Origin of the sequence: Actinoplanes sp. NPDC023936 (assembly GCF_040639325.1) — a bacterium.
GTDB lineage: Bacteria > Actinomycetota > Actinomycetes > Mycobacteriales > Micromonosporaceae > Actinoplanes.
This window is the reverse complement of sequence record NZ_JBEZZR010000041.1, coordinates 25,045-47,738: the sequence shown is the minus strand read 5'-3', so window position 1 is coordinate 47,738 and position 22,694 is coordinate 25,045. Positions and strand designations below refer to the sequence as shown.

Annotated in this window: 19 protein-coding genes and 1 pseudogene; 10 read left to right on the top strand and 10 right to left on the bottom strand. The window is 70.0% G+C overall.

Going from position 1 to position 22,694, the window contains the following annotated elements; all coding sequences use genetic code 11:
- Nucleotides 1–73: 73 nt before the first annotated feature.
- Nucleotides 74–406 (bottom strand): annotated as a pseudogene (locus AB0F72_RS35185) (transposase family protein); the annotation flags it as partial.
- A 154-nt stretch (nucleotides 407–560) separates the two neighbouring features.
- On the opposite strand from AB0F72_RS35185, the gene AB0F72_RS35180 reads away from it, so the two are divergent.
- Complete coding sequence (locus tag AB0F72_RS35180; RefSeq protein WP_360440954.1) at nucleotides 561–797, top strand: hypothetical protein; 237 nt, start codon at nucleotides 561–563, stop codon at nucleotides 795–797.
- Between the two features lie 246 nt (nucleotides 798–1,043).
- Nucleotides 1,044–1,925: a GNAT family N-acetyltransferase gene (locus tag AB0F72_RS35175; protein ID WP_360440951.1), complete on the top strand. Its 882-nt coding sequence runs from the start codon at nucleotides 1,044–1,046 to the stop codon at nucleotides 1,923–1,925.
- Between the two features lie 141 nt (nucleotides 1,926–2,066).
- On the opposite strand, the gene AB0F72_RS35170 is transcribed toward AB0F72_RS35175, so the two are convergent.
- From AB0F72_RS35170 to AB0F72_RS35160, 3 genes are all read right to left on the bottom strand, one after another.
- On the bottom strand, nucleotides 2,067–2,792 hold the full coding sequence (locus AB0F72_RS35170; protein ID WP_360440948.1) for a response regulator transcription factor: 726 nt from the start codon (nucleotides 2,790–2,792) through the stop codon (nucleotides 2,067–2,069).
- The gene (locus tag AB0F72_RS35165) at nucleotides 2,792–3,757 is read right to left on the bottom strand and encodes a histidine kinase (RefSeq protein ID WP_360440945.1); all 966 of its coding nucleotides are present in this window, start codon (nucleotides 3,755–3,757) and stop codon (nucleotides 2,792–2,794) included. The genes AB0F72_RS35170 and AB0F72_RS35165 overlap by 1 nt, the downstream gene beginning before the upstream one ends.
- Before the next feature lie 253 nt (nucleotides 3,758–4,010).
- Nucleotides 4,011–4,313 (bottom strand): hypothetical protein, encoded by a 303-nt coding sequence (locus tag AB0F72_RS35160; RefSeq protein WP_360440942.1) that lies wholly within the window; start codon nucleotides 4,311–4,313, stop codon nucleotides 4,011–4,013.
- Between the two features lie 198 nt (nucleotides 4,314–4,511).
- On the opposite strand from AB0F72_RS35160, the gene AB0F72_RS35155 reads away from it, so the two are divergent.
- Entirely contained in the window at nucleotides 4,512–5,252 is a 741-nt protein-coding gene (locus AB0F72_RS35155) for a HAMP domain-containing sensor histidine kinase (RefSeq protein WP_360440939.1), read from the top strand.
- A 105-nt stretch (nucleotides 5,253–5,357) separates the two neighbouring features.
- Here the strand turns inward: AB0F72_RS35155 and AB0F72_RS35150 are convergent, their stop codons facing one another.
- Nucleotides 5,358–8,816, bottom strand: a complete 3,459-nt coding sequence (locus AB0F72_RS35150; RefSeq protein WP_360440936.1) for a PQQ-dependent sugar dehydrogenase — start codon at nucleotides 8,814–8,816, stop codon at nucleotides 5,358–5,360.
- Between the two features lie 172 nt (nucleotides 8,817–8,988).
- On the opposite strand from AB0F72_RS35150, the gene AB0F72_RS35145 reads away from it, so the two are divergent.
- Entirely contained in the window at nucleotides 8,989–11,130 is a 2,142-nt protein-coding gene (locus tag AB0F72_RS35145; protein ID WP_360440933.1) for an MMPL family transporter, read from the top strand.
- The gene (locus tag AB0F72_RS35140) at nucleotides 11,127–11,480 is read left to right on the top strand and encodes a hypothetical protein (RefSeq protein WP_360440930.1); all 354 of its coding nucleotides are present in this window, start codon (nucleotides 11,127–11,129) and stop codon (nucleotides 11,478–11,480) included. Before AB0F72_RS35145 ends, AB0F72_RS35140 begins: the two co-directional genes overlap by 4 nt.
- Before the next feature lie 78 nt (nucleotides 11,481–11,558).
- On the opposite strand, the gene AB0F72_RS35135 is transcribed toward AB0F72_RS35140, so the two are convergent.
- Entirely contained in the window at nucleotides 11,559–12,605 is a 1,047-nt protein-coding gene (locus tag AB0F72_RS35135; protein WP_360440927.1) for a carboxypeptidase regulatory-like domain-containing protein, read from the bottom strand.
- Nucleotides 12,606–12,745: 140 nt separating this feature from the next.
- On the opposite strand from AB0F72_RS35135, the gene AB0F72_RS35130 reads away from it, so the two are divergent.
- From AB0F72_RS35130 to AB0F72_RS35115, 4 genes are all read left to right on the top strand, one after another.
- The gene (locus AB0F72_RS35130) at nucleotides 12,746–13,057 is read left to right on the top strand and encodes an antibiotic biosynthesis monooxygenase (protein ID WP_360440924.1); all 312 of its coding nucleotides are present in this window, start codon (nucleotides 12,746–12,748) and stop codon (nucleotides 13,055–13,057) included.
- A gap of 229 nt (nucleotides 13,058–13,286) precedes the next feature.
- Nucleotides 13,287–14,168 carry a hypothetical protein gene (locus tag AB0F72_RS35125; protein WP_360440920.1) on the top strand — a complete coding sequence of 294 codons (882 nt, stop codon included), beginning with the start codon at nucleotides 13,287–13,289 and terminating at the stop codon, nucleotides 14,166–14,168.
- Between the two features lie 31 nt (nucleotides 14,169–14,199).
- A complete protein-coding gene (locus tag AB0F72_RS35120) occupies nucleotides 14,200–16,209 on the top strand; it encodes a M6 family metalloprotease domain-containing protein (protein WP_360440917.1) in 2,010 nt (669 codons plus the stop codon).
- A gap of 121 nt (nucleotides 16,210–16,330) precedes the next feature.
- The gene (locus AB0F72_RS35115; protein WP_360440914.1) at nucleotides 16,331–18,124 is read left to right on the top strand and encodes a CocE/NonD family hydrolase; all 1,794 of its coding nucleotides are present in this window, start codon (nucleotides 16,331–16,333) and stop codon (nucleotides 18,122–18,124) included.
- A 74-nt stretch (nucleotides 18,125–18,198) separates the two neighbouring features.
- On the opposite strand, the gene AB0F72_RS35110 is transcribed toward AB0F72_RS35115, so the two are convergent.
- Both AB0F72_RS35110 and AB0F72_RS35105 read right to left on the bottom strand, forming a co-directional pair.
- A complete protein-coding gene (locus AB0F72_RS35110) occupies nucleotides 18,199–18,696 on the bottom strand; it encodes an NUDIX hydrolase (protein ID WP_360440911.1) in 498 nt (165 codons plus the stop codon).
- Nucleotides 18,697–18,819: 123 nt separating this feature from the next.
- Nucleotides 18,820–19,251 (bottom strand): hypothetical protein, encoded by a 432-nt coding sequence (locus tag AB0F72_RS35105; RefSeq protein WP_360440908.1) that lies wholly within the window; start codon nucleotides 19,249–19,251, stop codon nucleotides 18,820–18,822.
- Nucleotides 19,252–19,396: 145 nt separating this feature from the next.
- On the opposite strand from AB0F72_RS35105, the gene AB0F72_RS35100 reads away from it, so the two are divergent.
- Nucleotides 19,397–19,885 (top strand): Lrp/AsnC family transcriptional regulator, encoded by a 489-nt coding sequence (locus AB0F72_RS35100; protein ID WP_360440905.1) that lies wholly within the window; start codon nucleotides 19,397–19,399, stop codon nucleotides 19,883–19,885.
- Between the two features lie 82 nt (nucleotides 19,886–19,967).
- Here the strand turns inward: AB0F72_RS35100 and AB0F72_RS35095 are convergent, their stop codons facing one another.
- Entirely contained in the window at nucleotides 19,968–20,510 is a 543-nt protein-coding gene (locus tag AB0F72_RS35095) for a helix-turn-helix transcriptional regulator (RefSeq protein WP_360440902.1), read from the bottom strand.
- Between the two features lie 17 nt (nucleotides 20,511–20,527).
- Entirely contained in the window at nucleotides 20,528–22,459 is a 1,932-nt protein-coding gene (locus AB0F72_RS35090) for a tachylectin-related carbohydrate-binding protein (RefSeq protein ID WP_360440899.1), read from the bottom strand.
- Nucleotides 22,460–22,694 lie beyond the last annotated feature (235 nt).

Below are 22,694 nucleotides of genomic sequence, written 5' to 3'. Positions count from 1 at the left end.
AACGCGGGCACGCACGGTTCGGGAAAGGCAGTACGACTCGCGCGGCGGGCCGGCCGGCACAAGGTAGGTCGAGCCCGGGCAAGGCGGCCGAAGCCCAGATCAGTCGGCCTGCCGCATCGGCGATGACCTGTACGTTCACGCCGTGACGGCGGTGCTTTCCCGAGTAGTAGGGCTTCTGGTCGGCGACCCGGTCGATCGGGATCAGAGTTCCGTCGAGGATTGCGTAGGCCAGCGGACGGCTCAGGGTGTCGCCGTTACGCAGGTGGGCCAGTGCGAGCAGGGCTTGCCGGCCCGGGTCGAGGCGCCGCCATCGGGACGTGCGCTGGTTGCGATGGGCTCGGATGAGGCCGGTGAGGTGGTTCAGGCTTCGGGTGGACAACGGAATCGCGGCAGGGTAAGACAGCACAGCGAGGCTCCCGGTTGGGTATCTGATCTTGGTCGATTGCTGTCTTACCGGGAGTGCCGTCCGATGTCGACCTTCGGCAGCTGTCCGAGCCGTGACCTGCGCCGTCACGATGAAGAAGGCTCAATTACTGACCCCCTCACCGAGGAAAGGCACCATGGAGCGCATCCTCTACGGACTGATGGCGGTCGCCGGGATTGCCGTCATCATCGGTCGCAAAGAGTTCGTGAAATCCTCCGAACGAGCCAGCCGGGACATCTTCCGGCGTGACGTCGGCTCCCGGGAGGCTGCCGCCCAGTCCGTCTTCACCCAGGTGTTGGCGTTCGTGGTCGGCGGTGCGTTCATCGTGATGGGCTTGCTCGCCATGTTCGGCGTGATCTGGACCGATCTGTAACAGGCTGATCAGAAGTGCGGTGGGCCGGGTCTGCGCAGACCGGGCCAGCCATCCTCGTCCTGCACCACATCGAGAACCCGGCCTACACAGGATGAAAAAGGCTCAGAGATCACCAGCTACACGGGGTGGATCCGCAGAGGGCGGCGGCGTCCTGCCCATTCATGAAGACGATTTTGTTATCGGAGGAATGCCAGGGTTGGGATGCCGCAAGCACCGCGGCCATCTTCCATGGTGCACAATCACGCCGTGACGACTGCCGACCTGATGGCTATGCAGCGGGCCGTTCAGCGCAGTTGGACGCCAGACAGTCACTGGCATATCGGTGACCTGGCGTGGCAGCGGGCAGCGCTCCCGGATCGCACTGTGGAAATGTGGCGGGACGCGGACGGTGAGGTCGTGGCCTGGGCCGGGCTGATCCCGCCGGGCCGCCTCGAACTGCATGCGCCACCGAGCCTGGTGCCCGCAGTGCTGCGCTGGTTCGACCAGGCGGCCGGTTCGGTCGAGCAGACGGTGACCGCGATGGACACCGACGCCGCATTGATCGCTGGTCTTAGGAACTCCGGGTACTGCGAAGCGGATGAACCGTACTTCCGGCACTGCGTCCGTGATCTGGACGGCGACCTCCCGGCGCCAACCCTGCCCGATGGCTACCGGGTGCGCGCAACCCGCCCCGGTGAGGTGGCCGAGCGGGCCGCGGTGCATCGGGCGGCGTGGCGTCCGAAGTGGCTCGGCCGGCTGCAGGTGCCGCCGGTCGACCTCGGTGACGGCGAGTCGGGCATGACCGCCGAGCGCTACCGGATGATCGCGGAGACCTGGCCTTACCGGCGTGATCTCGACCTGGTGGTGGAGGCGTCCGACGGGACCCTGGTGGCGTCCGCGCTTGGCTGGTACGACGACGTTAACCGGGCCGCCCTGCTCGAACCGGTCGGCACCGACCCCCGGCATGCCCGGCGTGGCCTCGGAGCTGCCGTCAGCCTGGCCTGCCTGCGGTCTATGCGTGACGCCGGGGCGACCCTCGCCGTGGTGTGCCCCCGTGGTGACGCCGCCTACCCGGTGCCACGAGAGCTCTATCACCGAATCGGCTTCCGCGACGCCGGACGCACCGTCACCTATCGACGGGCGGCCTGACCCAGCGCATGCATCTGCCGCGAAGAAGGATGACTTCCGCGTTCGGGTCCGGGGGTGGCCTGCGTTTTGGTGTATTTCCCGGCGTTGATTCCTACGATCGTCGGCGTCTGCCAGCCGCAGGTACGCGGTCGAGTGTTCAGTTCAGCGCGGTGGCGATGTCGTCGGCGCCGAGCGGGCCGGTGGCCGCAACTCGTGGCCCGGTGTCACGAGCTTGTTCTGGTAGGCGATGACGACGGCCTGGGCCCGGTCGTGCACCTCCAGCCGCATGATGATCCGGCAGACGTGTGTCTTGACGGTGCCCATGGCCAGGTGCAGGCGGGCGGCGATGTCCTCGTTGGTCAGGCCGTAGGCCATCAGCGCCAGGATCTCCCGCTCCCGAGGCGTCAGCCGGTCGAGCAGGCCCGCCACCGGCCGGGCCGGGGCGGGCCGGGTGGCGATACCGGCGATGACACCCCGGGTGACGGCCGGCGCCAGGTAGCCGTTGCCCTTGGCCACGCACTCGATGGCGGAGGCGAGCTCGGCCGGGGCGGCGTCCTTCAGCACGAATCCCGAGGCTCCGGCTCTCAGCGCCGCGAAGACGTTCTCGTCGTCCCCGAGCCCGGTCACAATCAGCACCTTCGCGGTGTAGTCAGGGTCCGCGGTGAAGGTGTCCGAGGTGATCTCCCGGGTCGCCTCGATGCCACCCATGACCGGCATGTTCAAATCCATGAGTACGACATCAGGTGTCAGCTCGCGGCACATCCGGAGAGCCTCGGCACCGTCGTTGGCCTCCCCCACGACTTTGATGTCCGGGTGGACGGAGAGCATCATCGCCAGCCCACTGCGGATCAGCCTCTCGTCGTCCGCGAGCAGAACGGTGGTCGGCATCAGTGGAACACCCTTTCCGCCGCCGGCGTCGGCGAGCCGGCGGTAGCGCCGGACGGTTGCTGTTGCGCCGTCGGCAGGACGGCCTGAACCATGAACCCGCTGCCTGTCGGGCCGGCGTGCAGGGTGCCGCCGACGGTCTGCACACGTTCGCGCAGGCCGAGCAGGCCGTGGCCGGTCGACAACGGCTGTGCGTCCGGGATGCGTTTGGTGTTGCCGGGCGTCTCGTTCTGCACGGTCACCGTCAGATGCTCCTTCTCCCACCTCAGGCCGACACGGATCGTCGCCCGCGGGTCGGCATGTTTGATGGTGTTCGTGATCGCCTCCTGGACGAGGCGGTACGCGGCGAGCCCGACACTCGGATCGAGCGTCTCCGGCGTTCCCCACACCTGTTGACTCACGGTCAGCCCGGTCGCCTCGGCACTGGCGAGCAGCCCGTCGATGTCGGCCAGACCATGCTGCGGGTCGTTCACCGAGACGTCGCCGTCGACGGACCGCAGCAGGCCGAGGAGCCGGCGCAGCTCGTTCATGGATTGCCTGCCGACGTCCTGCACCACATCGAGGGCCGCTTCGGCGCGAGGCGGGTCGCTGACGAGCACCGCACGGGCGCCGGCGCTCTGCAACACCATCACACTCACCGCATGGGCGACGATGTCGTGCAGCTCTCGGGCGATCCGCAGGCGCTCAGCACGCAGGGCGGCCACGGTCCCCGCCTCGCGTTCGGCTATCCGCTGGTCGGTCCGCCGGGCGCGGTATCCCACCAGCCACGCCGTCCCGGCGAGGACCAGGAGAAGGACCACCAGGGTGAGTTGCTCTTGCGCATTGCCGCCACCGGTGCGTGCGTAGATGACGAACGGCAGGCAACACGCCACCCACCCCCACAGGGAAACATCCGGGGGCCGCCTCTGCGCAAGCGCGTTGACCGCGACGATCAGCGCCATCAGGGGCGTGTATTTGGAAAGCACCATGCCGCAACCCGTCGCCCACAGCAGCTGGACCAGCAGTACTGCGGCCGGAAGCCGTGCCGGAGCAGCAACGTCGCGAGGGTCACGGCGCTGACGGCAGGAATGAGCCAGGACGGCGCGACGCCGCCGCCCTGGAGCTCGTTGTGTCCCGACCAGAGCAGCAGGTCCACCGATCCGGCGGCGGTCAGCACCAATGATTCGGACAGCCATGACGGAGCCACCAGCATCCGCCTGATGCCACGGGATAGTGAGCTGCTCATCGCTGGAAGTCCTGTGTGCCCAGTACCGAGATGTCGATCGGCACCTCTGTCAACTCGTAATCGGGCGGGACCACAGGGAACCCGAGTTTATCGAGAACGATTTTGATATGGCCGCTGCAGATAGGGCCGCAGCGGGGTGCCGGAGCCGCCCGTCCGGCGATGGGCAGCTCCGGGGACGGCGACCCGGCCGTCGCCTGGCCCTGCACTACGGCAAGCGCCGCAGCACAGCACCCCATCGTCAGGGCCGCGCGGCGGAGCACAGAAGAACAGGCTTCCGAAATGCCCTTTTTATCAGTCATGTGAACATCGTCGCCCCTGGCGGCGCTCGCCGCGACCAGCTTCAGCGTTAATTCCGGCAGGCGCCGTACAGCTGTGGCGGTACTCCCCCGACGGTACGTGCCACTACCGTCACCGGCCCGGACAACGCCCTGGCGGCACCGGCGATTTACCGTTGCGGGCCGACGCGGACGCACGGCCGGCGGGGCGACGATTTCCTCATGACTCGGACCGAAGCGGGAAGTGCGGGAAGAACGACGGAACAGCCCGGAACGACGCCGGCCGGGGAATGGCCCGGCACGGCGTCCGAGCGCGAGGCTGAGCTGCGTGCCGTGATGGCGATGGCATCACACGACCTGAGGAGCCCGCTGACCAGCGTCGTCGCGCGTGTTGATCTGCTGCGGGCGGACTACTCGACCACTCTGGGAGAGGAGTTCGAGCGGGAGATCGCCGCTATCGAGCGAGGACTGCGCCGCATGACGCGGATGACGCAGGAACTGCTCGACTTCGCCACCGCCGGGCACACCCTCGACATGACCGTGGTGTCTCTGCGGGCATTGGCTGACGACATGACGGCCGATCACGAGGTCACCATTGACGGCGCGTTGCCGGATGTACGCGGCGACGCTGCTCTGGTGCGGCGTGTGCTGGACAACTTGATCGGCAATGCGGTCAAGTACACACCGGCGGGCAGGGCTCCGCGGATCACAGTAAGCGCGCGGGCTCAGGGTGACGGGACCGTGCGGGTCGAGGTCGCGGACCGGGGGATCGGGATCCCGGCCGGCGACCAGAGCCGGGTCTTCGATGCGTTCCACCGGTGCGCGAACGGCGACGGCCGACCAGGCACGGGGCTCGGCCTGGCGATCTGCAAGCGGATCGTCGAACGCCACGGCGGTCACATCGGCGTCGACGAGAACCCGGGTGGCGGAAGCCGGTTCTGGTTCACCGTGCCGGCATGGTGACGACCAGTGGCGGGTACCGGCGGCCAGCAGGGTGGCCCGATCAACCTGCCCTGACGCTGATCTCTGACTGATGGGGGCGGGCGCCTGCACCCGCCCCCATCAGCGTCAGGACGCGTAGATCGAGAACTTCGCGGTCCAGCGCGACGACGTGCCGAACGATGCCGGCCAGGTTCCGAACGGACGCGACACGCTCCAGGCGCCCTGGTTGGCGCTGCCGGTGTCGTAGCTCAGGTTGTTGTCACCATTGGTGTTGTACATGAGCCAGTACGCCGTGTTCGGCGCCAGTGTCGCGGCGACCGGACGGCTGTTCCACGAGTTCGCGGTCAGTGTGCCGGACGTGCTCGACGCGACCAGCGTGCCCGGCGAGCCGCCAGCGTCGGTGTAGATCGCCACCTGGTACTGGTTGGCCGGCGCGGCCTGAACGCTTCTGAGGTAGACCGAGATCTGGCTGATCGTCAGCGCCGACGCGCCGTTGACGAACCTCGAGCCGTTCATGAAGTCCATGTCGCCGGAATCCAGTGAGCCGCCCACCTGGTCGTACCCGAATCGCGGAGCACTGGGGTCGGCCGTGGTGAACGAGAACTGGTGGTTGGCCGCGAGCGCGTTGCCCGCCTCGTCGGTCACGCCGGTCCGGACGGTGACCGTGTACGGGGTGGCGGCGGCCAGTGCCGCGGACGGCGTGATCGTCGCCGTCTGCTCGGCCGCGTCGTAGGTGACGGTCCGGTTGACCAGCGTGCCGCCCGGGCCGCGCAGCTCCAGGTTCGCGGCGGTGACGGTGCCGGCCGCCAGGCCCTCGCTGAACCGCACGGTGATCGGCGCGTTCACGGCCACCCCGGTGGCGCCGCCGGGCGGGGTCGTGGCGGTCACCTGCGGTGCCGTGTTGTCGGCGCCGGTGGTCGCGTAGATGGAGAACTTCGCGTTCCATCGGCTGGCCGGGCCGAACGTCGCCGGCCAGGTGCCGAACGCCGTGGAGGCGCTCCACGCGCTCTGGTTGGCCGCACCGGCGTCGTAGCTCAGGTTGTTGTCGCCGTTGGTGTTGTACATGAGCCAGTACGCCCTGTTCGGCGCCAGTGTCGCGGCGATCGGGCTGGTGTTCCACGAGTTCGCGGTCAGCGTGCCCGAGGCGCTGGTGGCCACCCGGGCACCGGGCGAGCCGTTCGCGTCGGCGTAGATGGCGAGCTGGTACTGGTTGTTCGGCGCCGCCTGCACGGACTTCAGGTAGACCGACATGGACGTGACCGACGCCGGGTCGGACCCGGTGACGAATCGCGAGCCGTTCATGTGGTTCACGGCGCCGCCGTCCAGCGACGCGCCCACCGCCGTGTGGCCGATCCGCTGCTGCACCGGGGCTGTCGTGTAGGTCGCGGTGTATGTCGCCGCGGCCGTGGGCGCGGTGATGACGTGGCTCTGCGATCCGCCGTCGGACCAGGACGCGAACGTCGAGGAGCCCTGCGGCGACGGCGCGGACACCGAGTTGGCCGAGCCCTGGATCACGGTCCGGGTGAACGGCGTGGTGCCGGACGACGAGCCGACGGTGAGCTGGAGCCCGGCCGGCACCGTGGCGAACGTCAGGTCGGCCGTCTCCGGGTCGAGCCGGCGCGTCACGGCGTGCGTCAGGCCCTCCTGGTCGGTGGCCACGAGCTTCAGTTCCAGGTACGACGGATACTCGTGGTCCGGCGCCTCGAACGATCCGGACGCCACGCCGGTCCAGCTGCGGATGGCGTGCTCGTGGCAGTTGTCCGGTGCCGAGCAGTGGTGCATGACCAGGTCCCAGTCGAGGCTGGACGCGGCCAGGGCGCCCTGCTGCGGGTCGGTGGCATGGCCGGTGAAGCCGATCGTGTCGCCGACCTTCCAGGTCGTGCCCACGGTCGGCGTGTCGATGATCGCGGTCGGCGCCTCGTTGCCGGGCGTGATGGCGATCGTGCTGGTGTGGGTGGCGTTCAGGGTGTCGGTCACCGTCAGCCGCGCGGTGTACGTGCCGGCCGTGGGGTACGTGAACGTCGCCGTCGCCGAGGTCGAGTCGGTCACCCCGTCGCCGGTGAAGTCCCAGGCGTACCGCAGACGCCCCTCGTCGGCCGGGTCCGGGTCGGTGGAGCCGGTGCCGTTGAACGTCACGGTCAGCGGCGCCGGGCCCTGCGTCGGCGTCGCGTCGATGACCGCGCTCGGCGGCTGGTTGCCCGGGAAGTAGCGCACCCGCCGGATGGTTCCGCCCAGGTCGGCGTAGTAGAGCTCACCACCGGGGCCGACCTCGAGATCGACCGGCTTGGCGGCGTCGGACACGAAGGTCTGCAGGTTCGCCGGGTCCGGCAGGGCGCCGGGCGTGGACGGCAGCGAGGCCCAGACGCATCCGCGCGAGTAGTCGGCGAAGAAGACGGCGCCGTGGTACGCGGCCGGGTACGAACCGCCGGCCGCCGGGTAGAACGCCACACCGGTCGACGACGAGCCGCCGGTCGGGCAGGCCTCGTTCGCGACGAGCTTGCGGGAGTGGTTCCAGGCGACGAACGGCGCGGTGTGCGTGCCGGCCGGCGCCGTGTAGAGGGCCTCGCAGACTCCCAGATTGGCGTTGTCGTAACCGGACTGCCGGGCGTTGCCCTCCCAGCACGGCCAGCCGAAGTTGGTCACGCCCGCGGTCGGGTCGACGACCCGGTTGACCTCCTCCCACGTGGTCCACCCGGTGTCGGAGATCCAGGTCTCGTTGGTGCCCGGCCGCATGGTGATCCGGTACGGGTTGCGCAGGCCGTTGGCGACGATCCGGCGGGTGTCCGGGTCGGCGGAGCCGATGTTCGGGTTACCGGGCGCCGCGGCACCGGTCGCCGGGTCGAGACGCAGCAGCGTACCGTCCAGTTGGGTCTCGTCGGCCGCCGTGCGGATGTCCTGCGCCCGCATCGCCCCGCCCTCGCCGACCGGGTCGGCGCACGGGTTGGTCGGCGCCCCGGAGGGGAACTGACCGTAATCGACAGCGCTGAAGCTCGCCCCGTCACCGGCGGCGACGTAGAGCATCCCGTCGGCGCCGAACGCGATGTCACCGATCGAGTGGCTGGGGAACTGCTGGCACCAGTCGTGCAGCAGCACCTGCTCGTCGCCGGTCATCGTGTTGCCGTCGGCCCGCAGCCGGGAGAGCCGGCCGGTGACCACGCAACGACCGTCGTTGGCGTTGGCGCAGACGTCGTTCCAGACCGGGGCGTCCCGGCCGGGCGGCGCGTCGTAGGTGTAGAGCACGTAGACGTACGGGTCAGCGGGGAAGCCGGGGGCCAGCGCCATGCCGAGCAGGCCGCGGTCCCACTGGTTGTGCACGGTGGCCGACAGGTCCGCGAAGACCGTGGGGGTCGTGTCGGCGAGGTCGTCGAAGACCTTGATCCGGCCGCCCTTCTCGGCGACGAGGACGCGTCCGTCCGGCGCGAACTCCAGGTCGACCGGGGAACTCAGGCCGCTGAAGACGATCTGTTCCTGGAAGCCGGCCGGCAGCGTGACGGCGGTCGCGGCCGGTGCGCCGACGAACGACGAGACCGCCACCACTGTCGCCAGAGCGACGAATCCATTGAGCGCACGCCGAAGCACGGGCATGCTCCTCCCCCCACCTGCGGAATCATCCCGGAACATTGACGAATCCTAATTGGACGGCGACCGCTCCAGCCGTCGGCTGTCCGCCCCGACCGCCCGCCGACCGGCCACAACTGCTCATACGTCCGGCTGATGCACATCGATCTCTTTGTGGTGTTCGTGTTTGCATGTCCGGATGATGTTGGCTGGACTCGGTCGTCAGTGCGCTCGCCGCCGGTGGACGGTGCTCGGCGGCTGGCTGGTTCTGATCACCGCCGGGCTGATTCTGGGCGGATCGGTCTTCGACCGGCTCACCACGACCGGCAGTTTGCGGCCGGACGCCGAGTCGCAGCTCGCGGAGCTACGGGTCGACCGGTTGCAGCCGGAGGGCCCGATGATCGTCGCCGTCGTGGGCGGGCGCGACGTGTGGGACCCGGCACTGGTCGCCGGCGTCACGGCGATCGCCGGCGAGATCCGCGCGATGGACGGCGTCCGGGAGGTCGAGGACCTGTACGGCGCTCCGGGCGGGCGGATCGGTGCCGACAACCGGCGTTCGATGATCCGCATCGAGCTGGACGAGGGTCTGCCGGACGACCGGCGGGAACGGGTGGAGGATGCGGTCGCGGCCGCGCTGCACCGCATCGACGCACCCGAGGTGCTGGTCAGCGGCGAGAAGCTGGCCGAGCGCGCGTTCGCCGACCAGGCCGTCGCGGACACCGCCTTCGGCGAGTCGGTCGCGCTGGGCGTACTGCTGATCGCGTTGATCGTGATCCTCGGTGGTTTCGTCGCCGGCCTGATCCCGCTCGCCGCCGCGCTGGCCACCGTGACGGTGACACTGCTCGGCCTGTTCGGGCTGACCGCGCTCACCGAGGTCAGCGAATTCACCGTCAACGTGGTCACGCTGCTCGGCATCGGGCTCGCCGTCGACTACGCGCTACTGGTGATCGCCCGGTTCCGTGAGGAACGCGACGCCGAGCCCGAGGCGCCCGTGGCGGAGCTGCTCGCCCGCACCACAGCGACCGCCGGACGTACCGTGCTGATCTCCGGGCTCGCCGTCGCCGTGACGATGTCCGGCCTGGCCGCGTTCGCCGAACCGATGCTCGGCGCGATGGCGCTCGGCGGCGCGATCGCGGTGCTCATCGGCACCGCGGGCGGGCTGACCGCCGTACCGGCGCTGATCGCCGTCGCGCACCGCCGCATTCCCGTGCCGTCGGCTCGCCGCACCGCCTCCGGGCCGGGCCTGCTCGCCCGCCTCGCGACCTTCGCGCAGCTCAGACCGGGTCCGGTCGCGCTCGCTGTCACGGCCGGCCTGCTCGCGCTGTCGTTGCCGTTTCTGTTCGGGGTCAACCTGGAGAACTCCGATGCCCGCGCCCTGCCCGCCTCGGCGGAGGCCCGCAAGCTGCACGAGGCGGTGCAGCGCGACTTCGGTGGCGGTCAGGCCGAACCCATCGTCGTGGTCGTGGAGGCCGACCCGGCCGGCGCCGCGGTCCGTGACTATCTGAATACGCTCAACACGGTCGGCGGTGTGCTGCGGATCGAGCCGCGCCCCGACATCACCGGGCCGGTGGCCGTCATCGACGTCACGCCGGAGGGCGAGACCGCGGGGCGGACGGCCCGTGAGGCGGTCCGCGCGATCCGGGCCCTGGACCCCTCGTTCCCGGTGCTGGTCGGGGGCGCCGCCGCGGAACTCGTCGACTACCGCGACTCCGTGGCGGCCCGCTTCCCGATCGCCCTGCTGATCGTGCTGTTGTCCACAATGGTGCTGCTGTTCGTGCTGACCGGCTCGCTGGTGATCCCGGTCAAGGCGCTGCTGATGAACGCGCTGGTCCTGCTCGCCACGCTCGGCGCGCTGGTGATCGTGTTCCAGTGGGGTGTCGGCGACGCGCTGCTCGGCTTCGACTCGTGGGGCGCGATCGACGTCACCACACCGATCCTGCTGTTCGTGTTCGTGTTCGGGCTGTCGATGGACTACGAGGTGTTCCTGCTCGCCCGGATCAGGGAGGAGCGGGATCGCCACCAGGGCGACCGGGCGGTCCACGCCGGCATCGAGAAGTCCGGCACGGTGGTCACCGCCGCCGCCCTGTGCATCGGCGTGGTGTTCCTCGGCTTCCTGCTCGGCGATCTGATCGCGGTCAAGGAGATCGGTTTCGCCATGACGGTGGCGCTGCTGCTCGACGTCACGGTCGTCCGCGGCCTGCTCCTGCCCGCCGTCATGAGCCTGCTCGGCGAGTGGAACTGGTGGGCGCCGGCCCCGCTGCGCCGGCTGCACGACCGCTGGTTCGCGCCCCGCACGGGCACGGCCGCCGCGAGCGCCACGGGGTTCCGCCGCAGTCCGTGATCCTCGGGCATCTGGGCCGGCATCCCGACAGCCGGGAGCATCTCCGGCTGGCCGAGGCCGGAGCCTTCCTGGCCTTCGACGGCCCGTCCCGGCGGCACCACTGGTCGGACTGGCGCCTGGTCGATGCCCTGGCCGCCCTGGCGGACGCCGGTCACGCGGCCCGCTTGCTGCTGGGCATGGACACGGCGCTGGCCTCGATGCGCTCCGCGCCGGGCATGCCCTACCTGCCGGCCACCCTGCACCCCACACTGATCAGAGAACTGGGCCGCGAAACAGCCGACGCCATCTTCGTCACCAACCCGGCGCAAGCATTCGCAGCCGCTTGGCGTATCGCCCGCGCTTCGGACTGAGCGCCCCGGCCTTGCGGCTGATCGCCCGGTGTCGGCGGCGGCGTGCGCGGGCCGCAGGCGCTCCAGGAGACATGACCGCTACCCGCGGGGTGGCCCGCCGTTTGGCGGAAGTGTCGGGAACACCGCCGTCGGCGCGTCGCCCGTACCCGACACAGCTGATGAAGCGGTCGCCGGCGCGGGCTCGCTCGAGGCGCGCCGGCGGCGGATCAGCAGCAGCGCGAGGGCACCCACGGCCACCAGCAGGCCGCCGAGGACCGTGAACGGCAGCGAACTGCCGCCCTCGTCGCTGACGGGTTCGAAGGCGCGGGGGGCTGCCGCGGCGAGGCTCGCCGCCGGCTCCGATGCCTCACCCGCCGCCGCAGGCGGGCTCACCGCTGCTTCCGGTGACGGCGACGACAGGGTCGTGGTGGCCACCGCGACGGCGGCGAGCGTCAGCCGGACGCTCGCGACAGCGCCGGCGGAGCCCCGCACGGTGGTGCGAGCGCTGCGATAGCCGTCCCGGGCCGCCACGACCGTGATGCGGCCCGCGACGACCGGTTCACCGGCGCCCGACGTGATCGAGAATCGGCCGCTGCTGTTGCTGGTCGTGCGGTATTCGTGTCCGGCGCTGTCCCGGACGATCACCTTCGCGCCGGCGACGGCCTTTCCGGCGGAGTCGCGGACCCGGCCCGATACCCGGCTCACCTCGCTCGAGGGCTTTTTCGAGCTAGGCGTCGAGGTGCCCGAGCCGTGGACGGAGATCCCCTGGTGCGCGTAGCTGTTCTGCCCGCCGAGCCGCACGCCGACGGAGATGTTGAGACCGGTCGTCTCCCCCGGGTTGGCGTCGGGCGCGACGAGCGTGGTGGCGAAGTCCCGGCTCTCGCCGGATTTGAGGTTCGGCTCTGTCCGGCAACCGGTGGTGCATCGCAGGCCGCCACCGATCACCACGATCGCCGTCTCGGCCGCGTTCCCGGTGTTCGTGACGCGGAACCGCAGGCGCACTGTCTGGCCGGGCTTCACGTTCTCCGCCGACACACTCAGGATGCGCACGGGCGTCGGCGCGCCGGCTGCCGGGGCTGCCGACACGGAGAGCGCTGTCGCGGCCAGCGCGACCGCCGCGGCGGCTCGAGACCCTCGGGAACGCATGCTCGTCGGCACTTTCACCTCATCTTCGAAGCAAGCAACATCGGTCGATGAACGCCGGACACTATGCCCTATCCGATGCCGGCGTCGTGGGCCGGTCCCCGGACCACGGACGCCCTGCGCCGCTGGGGCACGATCTGATCATGATTATGCGAATCTGGCGCACCCGCGTCGACGAGGGCCACGCCGTGGAGTACGAGCGCTTCGCCGCCGAGCAGTCGCTGCCGATGTTCGCCGCGCAGCCGGGCTTCCGCGGCCTGCTGTTCGGCCGCGACGGCGAGCGGTGCACCGTCGTCACGCTCTGGCAGGACGCGGCGGCCGCGGACGCGCTCGAGACGTCACCGGCCTACCGGGAGACCGTCGCGCGGATCACGGCCGCCGGGTTCCTGACGGGTGAGTCGACTGTGGAACGCATGGCCGTGCACGGCAGCCACCTGCCGGGCGCGCCACTCTGACGGCGGCCGGGCCCGGGGCGAGTGTCGGCGGCGCCGAGCAGGTGGCGGTAATCGTCGGCCGCGTTCCAGCGGGGGCACACCTCGACGCCCGCCGGAGAACGGCGCAGCCACTCCCGCCACGCCTCGTCGGCCCATCGCCACCGGCGCGCGCCGCGCAGCGCGATCGGCTCCCGGAGCCTGCCGCGAGCCGCGACGCACCTCATAGACCTAGTTCACTATGGTTCGCTCCATGGTTCACACGTTGACGAGGCGCCTGGTCGTCGGATTGACAGCGATCCTGATCGGTTGGCTCGGGGTCTGGCTGCTCGACAGCCACTGGAAGTCGAATGCCGAACTGCGGGCCGAGTCGCAACGCAGAGGCGCCGAGGCGGTGCTGTGCGACGGCAAGGTGATGAGCCCCGGGGACGTCTGCATGGCGTTCGGGAAGGGCGCCGGGGACCGGGGAGGCACCTACGAGGAAATGAAGGCGAAGCAGCTGCAAGCCGTTCAGCCCGAGAAGCTCCGCTCGGACGACCTGATCTGGCGGTTCGTGGCGATTGTGCCGCTGCTGATCTCGGCGGTGCTCCTGATCTCGGTGATCGTGGCGTTCGTGGTCGTGGCACGAACCCCAGCGGGCCGGCGGACGTTGGCCGCGGCGCACGGATGGACGTACGAGCGGAAGCATCCGACCCTCGCCGGCGAAGCCGGCCTGTTCAAGCCCTACCTGCAGGGACGGATCGACGCGACCGACGTGGTCGCGGGTGAGCGGAAGGGCTTCCCGTTCCTGATCTTCTCGTACCGGGACACATCGAGCACGGAGAAGGCCGCGCTCCGGGTGACGTTGCCCGTCGCGCTGCCGTTCATGCGAATCCTCGATTCGTCCGAGTATCCGATCTCCTCGGACACCGACCCGGGCGTGCAGGCGTGGCTGGGCGAGAAGCTCGGGATCAAGCCGACGAAAAGCAGCGTCCCGCGGATGGCGTTCTGGGCGCAGGACAACCGGCTGGTACGCGTCATCAGTCGTCAGTCCACACCGAGCGCCATCGAGGCCGAACTCGACGCCACCGTGAACCTGGCCGAGCGGCTCATGAAGGCCGTAGCGGAGACCGTGGCCGAAGAACACCGCCATTGAGAGATGTCGATTTCTTTGCCACGATGGCGCTATGACGACGGCGCAACGTCTGCTCTCGGCCCTGTCCGTGACGGTACTGGCGGTGGTCAGCGCCTTCCCCGCGGCATCGGCGGCCGCCGCGCCGCCGGGCGACGACCCGGACACGCCGTGGCGGGCGCGGCACTGGCCGCAGACCCAGCCGTGGCAGCTCGACGAGGCGGCCACGCTGGCACGCCCGGGCGGTGGACCGCAGCCGATCGACCCGCAGCGCTACGAGCTCCCGGACACGATGACCTGGTCGGACTACCGGGCCGTGCCGGGCACGAACTGGGCGGATCCGGCGGTACGCGGCTCGGAGCGCAACTTCAACGGCGCCCTCGTGCTGGTCGACTACCCGAACCAGCCGTTCGTGGTGACCCAGCCGGCGAACTCCACCATCTACGGCAACCCTTCCGGCGTACAGAATCTGGATCGTTCTGACGTTCCGGCGTTCTACCGGGACTTCCTCAACTCCCCGGGGGCGCTCAACCGCGGCCACACCATCCACGAGTACTGGATGGAGGACTCGAACGGGCGGTTCGGCATCGAGCTGAGCGCGTTCGGGGTGTACCAGATGCCTGCCAAGAGCCACGAGTACGGCGTCGAGAACTCCATGCAGCGCGGCATGGGCTGCCCGGCCGGCGACCGGTGCGGCCGGGATCTGCGCGCCGACGCTCGCGCCGCGTGGATCGCCGCGGTCGGCGAGCAGGAGGCGTCCGCGTACGACTTCGTCTTCTTCCTCTCCGCAGGCCAGGACGAGTCGGCCACCTGGCAGGAGTTCGGGCAGATGAAGTTCGCGAGCAAGGAGGACGTCAGCGACGCGTTCGGCCCGCCCGACGAGGCGCTGCCGAACTGGAACGCGACACGCTACGTCGACTGGACGTCCTGGCAGGCCTCGGCGAACGTCTGGCCCAACGCCACCCAGGGCAGTTCGGTGCAGGCCGAGAGCTCGGGGATGTCGACGTACGCCCACGAGTTCAGCCACATTCTCGGCATCGGCGACAACTACAACAATCCGTACGGTGTTCCGGCTCGCCGCGACTACAGCGGGCCGTGGGAGATGCTGAGCCGGGGCACGTTCAACGGGCCCGGCGGACCGCACAGCCGATGGCTGATCCCGGGTACCGCAGGCGCGTCGATGGGCGCACAGCACATGCTGCGCAACAAGATGAAGCTGGGCATCGTCGATGACGACGCGGTGCTGAAACTGTCCCGCGACGCGCTCGCCGAGTCCGGCGTCGTGGTGACCCGGGTGACGGCCCGCGCGATCGACCCCGCGGGCCGCCGGCTCGCCGGGATCAACGTGACCCTGGACGGCGGCGACCGCGGCGCGGCCTGCGACACCGCGACCGATCCGTACTGCGACGGCGGCGGATACGACAACTACACAGTGGAAGTGGTCGACCGGATCGGCTTCGACTCGTTCACCCCGGACTCCGGTGTGCTGCTGGCCAAGACGAAGGACGAGGACGCCGCGCCGTTCATCTGGACCATCGACGCCAACCCGCAGGACATCGACAAGGTCGACTTCGTGTTGCCGGACGGGACACCGCAGAAGATGACCATCGGCGACTACCGGCAGCTCTCCGACGCGCTGCTGCACGCCGGGACCCGCTCGGGCAGCCTCTTCGAGTACGCCGACACCGCCAACCGGCTGCACTTCTACGTCCTGGACCGCGAGCGCGACCGCGACGGCGCGCTGTCGTACCAGGTCGCGGTGCGCTCGCTCGACGGCGCCGGACCGTCCGCCCGCGGCGTGAAGGCGGCGCCGGACACGGCGCGCATCGGCTCCTCCGGCTGGGCGCGGTGCGACGTCCCGATCCGCAACACCGGCCGTGCCACCGACGTGTTCCGCATCGCGGCGCCCGGCGCCGTGCTGCCGCGCGCCGTCACCGCGGTGCCCGGCGGGCGCAGCTCCTCGGTGGAGGTGCATGTCAAGGGCACCGGGCGCATCCCGGTCACGATCACGTCGGAGAGCAGCCCGGCAGCGACGGTGACCACGTCGTGCACGGCGCGTCGGTGAACGGTTTTGGGGTGACCACGCACGCAGCCCGTTCTCCCCGGGAGGGCCCCAGGGTGACCATGCAACCAGGCGGGCACATGATTTTGATCTTGAAGATTCCTGTCTATGCCTGGAAGGTCGGATGAGCATCCTCAGACGGACCACGATCACCGCCGGCACCCTGATCACGGCGGTGACGCTCGCGGTGAGCGGCGCGGCCACCGCCGCACCGGCAGCGCCGGCGACCGCTCCCGACGGCGTCACCCACGAGCAGAACCCCCGCGTGCCGGAAGGGGCGGTGTGGACGGAGGCCTACTTCCCGTCCGCCGACAACAGCGGCGTCGAACTGCACGCCGACGTGCTGCGCCCGGCGCACCTGCCCGCGCATGCGAAGACGCCGGTGATCCTCGTCGTCAGCTCCTACGTCAGCCATGCGGGCCAGACCGGGCCGCAGGGCTGGACCCGGACCGGGCCGTCCGACCGGTTCGCGGACTTCACCAGCGGCACCGACCTGTTCCAGCGCGGCTACACCTACGTCATGGTCGACCTGCGCGGATTCGGCGGCAGCACCGGCTGCCTGGACTGGATGGGCCCGGGTGAGCAGGCGGATGTGAAGGCCGCGATCCAGTGGACGGCCAGCCGGCCGTGGTCGACCGGCAAGGTCGGCATGTACGGCAAGTCCTACGACGCGGCGACCGGCCTGGTCGGCAACAACCTGCGGCTGCGCGCCCTCAAGGCGGTGGTCGCCCAGGAGCCGGTGTGGGACATGTACAACTACCTGTTCAGCAACGGCGTGCCCCGGCCCAACGTGACCGCCACCCCGAACGCCTACAACAGCATCGTCACGATGGCGCCGCTGCCCGACGACAGCGCCCGCTACCGGGCCAACGCGGCCTATGAGCAGAGCCACCCGGAGTGCCTCGCCGACAACCTGACGAACAACAACAATCCCGATCCGGACTCCGCGTACTGGCGCGCCCGCGACCTCGCGGCGCAGGCCAAGGGCACCGGCACCCCGCTGTTCGTCACCCAGGGTTTCATCGAGAACAACACCAAACCCGAGGACATGCAGCAGTACCTGGACAATCACCGCGGCGTCGAACGCGGCTGGCTGGGCCAGTGGGAACACGTGCGCGGCAACGAGACGAACGAGGAAGGCCAGCTGCTGCAGGGCCGTGCCGGTTTCTTCGACGAGGTGATGCGTTTCTACGACCGCTTCTTGAAGAACGACAAGCCGGGGGTACGGGACCCCGCGTTCGCGATCGAGGACAACACCGGCGCCTGGCGTGCTCAGCCGACCTGGCCGATGTCGACGTCGTCCACCACCGCCACACTGCTCGACGGGCAGTACGTCGACGACGGCATCACCTCGACGCTGGCCACACCGGCCGACCAACAGTGGGACATGGAGCACTACACCGATCCCGCGCCTCCGGCCGGCCAGCGCCTCACGCCGATGGCCGGCGACACCCACAGCTATTTCAGCTGGTCGAGGCCGGTAACCTCGCGGGTACGGATCACCGCGACCCCGCGGATCACGCTGCGGGCCAGCGCGCCGGGCAACGTCATGGTGCGGCTGTGGGACGTCGCCGCGGACGGCACCGCGGTGATGTTCGACGAGAACGTGGCGCTCATCGAGCGAGCCGGCTCTGTCGCCTTCGACCTGAAATCCACCGACTGGACCCTGCAGACCGGTCACCAGCTCGGCGTGCAGATCGGCACGATCGGCAGCGGCAACTGGCGCGACACCCCCAGCGGCAACACCATCGCGGTGAGCCGGGCCCGGCTGGACCTGGCGCTGCAGGACCCCCGGTTCGATCGGCCGACCCAGGGCGACCGGTCGCCGTTCCTGGACACGTACCTGCGCCAGTACACCCGCACCCTCACCGGTGTCGGCGAGGGCACGTTCCGGCTGGCGCTACGTCCCCGGCGCTGACCGGCCCTGAACTCGGACGGCTGCGCCCGCGGCACCATCAGCGGGCGCAGCCACGCGGGAACGGCCCGAGGTCGCTAAGAGCTGACCCCCTGCACAGGGCGGCCGTCCTCCAGATAGCGCACCCGTTTTGCCTTCCAGGCGGCGCGTACCCGACGCCGGACCGGTCCGCTGAGCAAGGGCAGCGCCGCGTCGATCGGCAGAATCCGGCTTTCGGCGATCTCGATCGGCTGGAGGACCACCGTGTCCAAGACGGCGTCGTCGAAGACGCCGCAGTCGAAAAGGAAGCGCATCCCACCCGGACGGTCAGGCCGGGGGTGAAGGAAGTCCACGCACGCAAGCCGCCCGGTGGTGACGTCGAGGCCGCACTCCTCCTTGGTTTCGCGGCGACACGCCTCCCAGGGTGACTCGCCGATCTCGACAACCCCACCCGGGATCGTCCAGCCGCCCTTGTAGGTCGGCTTCAGGATGAGCAGCCGGCCCTTGCGGCCACGGATCAGAGCTCCGGCGGAGGCCGGAATGGTCGGGAGTGCGAACGTCAGCTCGGGCAGCTCACCGGCGTTGACGTCACTCATGGAGCTCATGCTAGATCCGGCGCGACCGATCGGCCATCCGCCGGGCTCGAGCATCAGCCCAGGCGGCGAGCCGGGCGGGCCCACGCGTCGGCGAACCGGGTCAGGCAATCGTCCGGGGGCAATTCAGACGTCATCGCAGTACTCCTGCGCGAGGTAGCCGTCGATGTCCGGGCCGTTCGGGTTGGCCAGGACATGGGTGATCCACGCGCGGCGCTCGAAGTCGGTGACGCTCAGCTCCCACACGCATCCGACCGCGTCGCTCGGGTGAGGCGCCAGCTGCTCGGGACGGTCGGCGGGCGCGGAGAGCATCCGCTGGTGAACCTCATTCTCCTCGGCCCACCAACAAGTCAGTACGTAGCAGAGCCGTGGCGCGTCATGGGCGATGACGAAGCCGACCCCGTAGCGATCCGAGCTGATGGCGGGCGTGGGAAGCACCCGCTGGGCGGCGGCCAATGCCGCCTCGGCAACCGTGGCGCGCACCGCCCGGCCCCGCGGCGCGAGCCCGTACAGCTTCACCACCCAGTCACCCAGGGCTGCGCTGCGCAGGAAATTCACGCCACGTGGTTGGTACCGGCCACGAAGCCTCGGGGCTCGGCCATCTGCCGCCGTTGAGAACACTTGAACGCCTCGCTATCCTCACTAAATAAGGTCTAGAGTCATTCACCCATACTTTATAAAGGCTATCGGAGGATCAGTCGCGGTGCAGCCCCTGGATCACGTCAATCGCATACTGCTTGCCGAGCTGTCCCGAGACGGACGCCAAACCGTCCGCGCTCTAGCAGCGCTCGTCGGGTTGTCGGAGCCCTCCGTGCGCGACCGGCTGGACAAGCTTTCGCGCGAAGGTGTCATCACCGGCTACCGTGCCGTCGTCGAGCCCCGATCCGTCGGCGCCGGGACGGCTGCGTTCGTCGCGCTGCGCTTCAGTGCTGAACCTGGCGCCAAATCGGCGGTCAATGCCGCCCTGCAGGACGAAACGTGTGTCCTCGAGGTCCACGAGGTCGCCGGCGAGGATTGCTATCTCATCAAGGTCCGCGTCGGCAGCACCGTCGAACTCGCCGACGCGCTCGATCGCATCCGGGCGATCCCGGCCGTCTCCCACGCGAACACCACAGTGGTCCTGCGCACCGTCTTCGAACGGCCCGTCACCGTCCGGCGCGAACATCCGGCCGATGGGCATGAAGACGGATAAAACCTGCTCAGCGAGGTCTCGTTCCGCAGACAGCGGCCCGGCTCGCGTCGAGGCGGGCCGCTGCCCCGATCGAAACCACTGGCTAACCCGCCTGACGCTGCGGTCTCCGGTTCAGGGTGATCGCCTGTGCGGCTCCGAGCGCCAGGGCCAGCTGGAAACGGCTCACCACGCCGAGCCGGTCCATGAGGGAGCGCATCGCGTAGAGCACCGTGCGCCGGGACAGGCCCAGTTCGGCGGCCGCCTCCTCGTCGCTCGCGCCGGCCGCGAGCAGGGTGAGGATGGCGCGTTCGCGGTCGGTCAGCACGGCCTCGGGGGTGCCGGCCGGCGCCGGTGCGGGCCGGGCCGCTCCGGCGGGCGGGCGGCGGCAGGTGCGGGCCAGGCTGTTCACCTCGACGGCGGCGCGGGCCTGCCACATCGTCCGGCCACCGACGCGGCTCAGCCGGTTCACCGCGCCCAGGGCTTCCAGCTCCTTCATGCCCCGGCCGATCCGGATGGGCTCGACGCCCAGCTCGCGGCCGACGCAGGGGCCGCTCGCCGGGCCGAGCAGGATCAGCGTCCGATAGATCGCCTCCGCCAGCGGGGTCAGGCCCCAGCGCCCCGCCGGGGGAGTCGGCATCCCAGTCATGACACCGTCCTCGGCGCTCAGGGACGGGGCTTCGGCAGGCTGTGGCCGGCCAGGCCCGGCGCCGCCGACGACGTACGGGCGAGGGCCGACGGTTCCTGCCGGGTGTAGACCCGCGTGACGTCGTTCTGGTTGCGGAAGACGATCATCCAGGACTGCCCGGTCGAGCCGGTGAACTCGGCGACCACGGGATCGGTCTGGGCGGGATCCGACACGTCCGGGTTGATCCGCTGCCAGGCGCCCCAGGTCCCGTCACCGGGCCCGGTCTCGAACACCCGGTAGATCTCGTCGTCCAGACCGCGGGCCACCACGGCCATCCGGCCCAGCGCCGGGTCGAGCACGGCGGCCGGCGCGCCCTTCGCGGTGAAGCCCACCGGGCTCCAGTAACCGGGGAACGCACCCGACGCGTTCTGCTGCTGGCTGACGATCTCACCGTTGGCGTCGGTGGCGAAGACCCGCAGCTTGCGGCCCGGCAACACGACCACCGCGGGGTTCGCCGACATGTCAGGTCCGGCGCCGAGGACGAACCAGGACGACAGAGCCCCGTTGGCGTAGGTGGCCGTCCGCAGACCACCGCCTGCCTGGCGCGCGAACAGGGTGGCCGACCGATCCGCCCCGGCGACCACTGTCACCTCGGGTTCGAGGTTCTCCCCGGCGAGCCGGCGCCACGGCAGGAGATCGCCGCCCGTACCGTCCTGGAATCTCGACCACAGCGAGCCGCCGGCGTCGACCGCGAACACGGCAAGGGTGTTGTCGGAGAGCCGGACCGCCGCGGGCCGTGAGGCCATCCGGCCGCCCAGGCTCTGCCCGGCCTGCCAGCCGGTGCTCGGCGCGGCGGCCCGGGTGAACGACCACGCGTCGCTGTTGATGTTGTGGGCCAGCGTCTGCAGCGCCTGCTGACCGTTCTGCAGCAGAGCCGGCTCGCCGCTGAACGCCTCGTCGGAGCTCACCGTCGACCACTGCGCGTTGGTGAAGATGTCCGGGTTCGACTGGTACGCGTGCCGCAACCGGCCGATGTTGTCGGTGTACACGTACTCGATCGGGCCGACCGAGGCGCCGTTCGCCGGGCCCTGCTGCACCGCCATCGGCGCGTACCGCTGCACCGGGTTCGCCGGCGCCGCCGGAACGTGCCGCTCGGTCAGCCGGCACGTGTCGGTCGACGCGACGACCTGGTTGAAGCTGTTCCAGCCCACGCCCACCCGCTTGCTGCTCAGCGGCCAGGTGGCGTTGTCCTCACGGAAGCGGTAGTGGTACAGGTCGCCGTTGGTCTGACGACCGAAGAGCGTGTCCCCGCCCACCGAGAAGATGTCCTGCGGGAACATGCCCCAGGACTCCCCCACCAGCTGATCGCGCACCACCCAGCGCTGACTGGTCGTCTCGAAGCGGTGCCGGTACAGCAGGCCGGCCGGGGTGCGCCCGTAGAGCACGCCGGGCCCGGCCGACACGATCAGGTTGTAGCGGTCCCACCCGGTGTCCAGCACCTTGCCGTTGATCGTCCAGGCTCGGGTGCCCTCGTCGTACCGCCACTGCCGCAGCTTGCCGGCGCTGTCCACGCCGTAGAAGTCGCCGATCTCGTCCACGGTGATCTTGTTGCGGTAGGCGGCGTTCGCGTACTCGGCGAGGTTCGTGCCCATCGCCAGGCTCTGGCTGCCACCGATGGTCTCCCAGTCCGAGCCGGTCCAGCGGTAGCGGTAGGTACCGTTCGCGTTGATCCCGTAGAGCCGGCCGTTCGGCCCGCCCAGCACCCGGTTGAAACCGTTCCACCCGGTCCCGATCAGCACACCCGCGGAGCCGGCGGCCGCGTCGGTGCCGGGCGAGGTGTAGGTGTAGCGGTAGAGCTGGCCGCTCGCGTTGACGCCGAACACCGTGGCGCTGCCCGAGCACTGGAAAGTGTCAGCGGCCCGCGCGGGGCTCGCCACCGCCAGGCTGGCCGGCACGATGGCAGCGGCCACCAGAGAGGCTGCGAGAACTCTTCGCCGACCCGTCATCCTGATCATTCTGTTGTCCCCCGTGTTCGCGTGAACGCGCCGTCCTCGCGGACGACCAGTGGCCGCGAATGATCAGGCGGCACACCTGGACGTCACGAAAGCCGCTCGCAGACGCTAACAAGCCACATGGGCATCTATCAATGCCCTTGCACATCTGCGCAACGCTGAACACGCACCGCATCGCGCGCCACCGGCGACG

Bases quoted from the DNA above. Each gene is read 5' to 3' on its own strand.
- AB0F72_RS35180 (WP_360440954.1), top strand. From the start codon at position 561: ATGGAGCGCATCCTCTACGGACTGATGGCGGTCGCCGGGATTGCCGTC.
- AB0F72_RS35170 (WP_360440948.1), bottom strand. From the start codon at position 2,792: ATGCCGACCACCGTTCTGCTCGCGGACGACGAGAGGCTGATCCGCAGT.
- AB0F72_RS35165 (WP_360440945.1), bottom strand. From the start codon at position 3,757: ATGGTGCTTTCCAAATACACGCCCCTGATGGCGCTGATCGTCGCGGTC.
- AB0F72_RS35160 (WP_360440942.1), bottom strand. From the start codon at position 4,313: ATGACTGATAAAAAGGGCATTTCGGAAGCCTGTTCTTCTGTGCTCCGC.
- AB0F72_RS35155 (WP_360440939.1), top strand. From the start codon at position 4,512: ATGACTCGGACCGAAGCGGGAAGTGCGGGAAGAACGACGGAACAGCCC.
- AB0F72_RS35150 (WP_360440936.1), bottom strand. From the start codon at position 8,816: ATGCCCGTGCTTCGGCGTGCGCTCAATGGATTCGTCGCTCTGGCGACA.
- AB0F72_RS35145 (WP_360440933.1), top strand. From the start codon at position 8,989: ATGATGTTGGCTGGACTCGGTCGTCAGTGCGCTCGCCGCCGGTGGACG.
- AB0F72_RS35135 (WP_360440927.1), bottom strand. From the start codon at position 12,605: ATGCGTTCCCGAGGGTCTCGAGCCGCCGCGGCGGTCGCGCTGGCCGCG.
- AB0F72_RS35130 (WP_360440924.1), top strand. From the start codon at position 12,746: ATGATTATGCGAATCTGGCGCACCCGCGTCGACGAGGGCCACGCCGTG.
- AB0F72_RS35125 (WP_360440920.1), top strand. From the start codon at position 13,287: ATGGTTCACACGTTGACGAGGCGCCTGGTCGTCGGATTGACAGCGATC.
- AB0F72_RS35120 (WP_360440917.1), top strand. From the start codon at position 14,200: ATGACGACGGCGCAACGTCTGCTCTCGGCCCTGTCCGTGACGGTACTG.
- AB0F72_RS35115 (WP_360440914.1), top strand. From the start codon at position 16,331: ATGAGCATCCTCAGACGGACCACGATCACCGCCGGCACCCTGATCACG.
- AB0F72_RS35110 (WP_360440911.1), bottom strand. From the start codon at position 18,696: ATGAGTGACGTCAACGCCGGTGAGCTGCCCGAGCTGACGTTCGCACTC.
- AB0F72_RS35095 (WP_360440902.1), bottom strand. From the start codon at position 20,510: ATGACTGGGATGCCGACTCCCCCGGCGGGGCGCTGGGGCCTGACCCCG.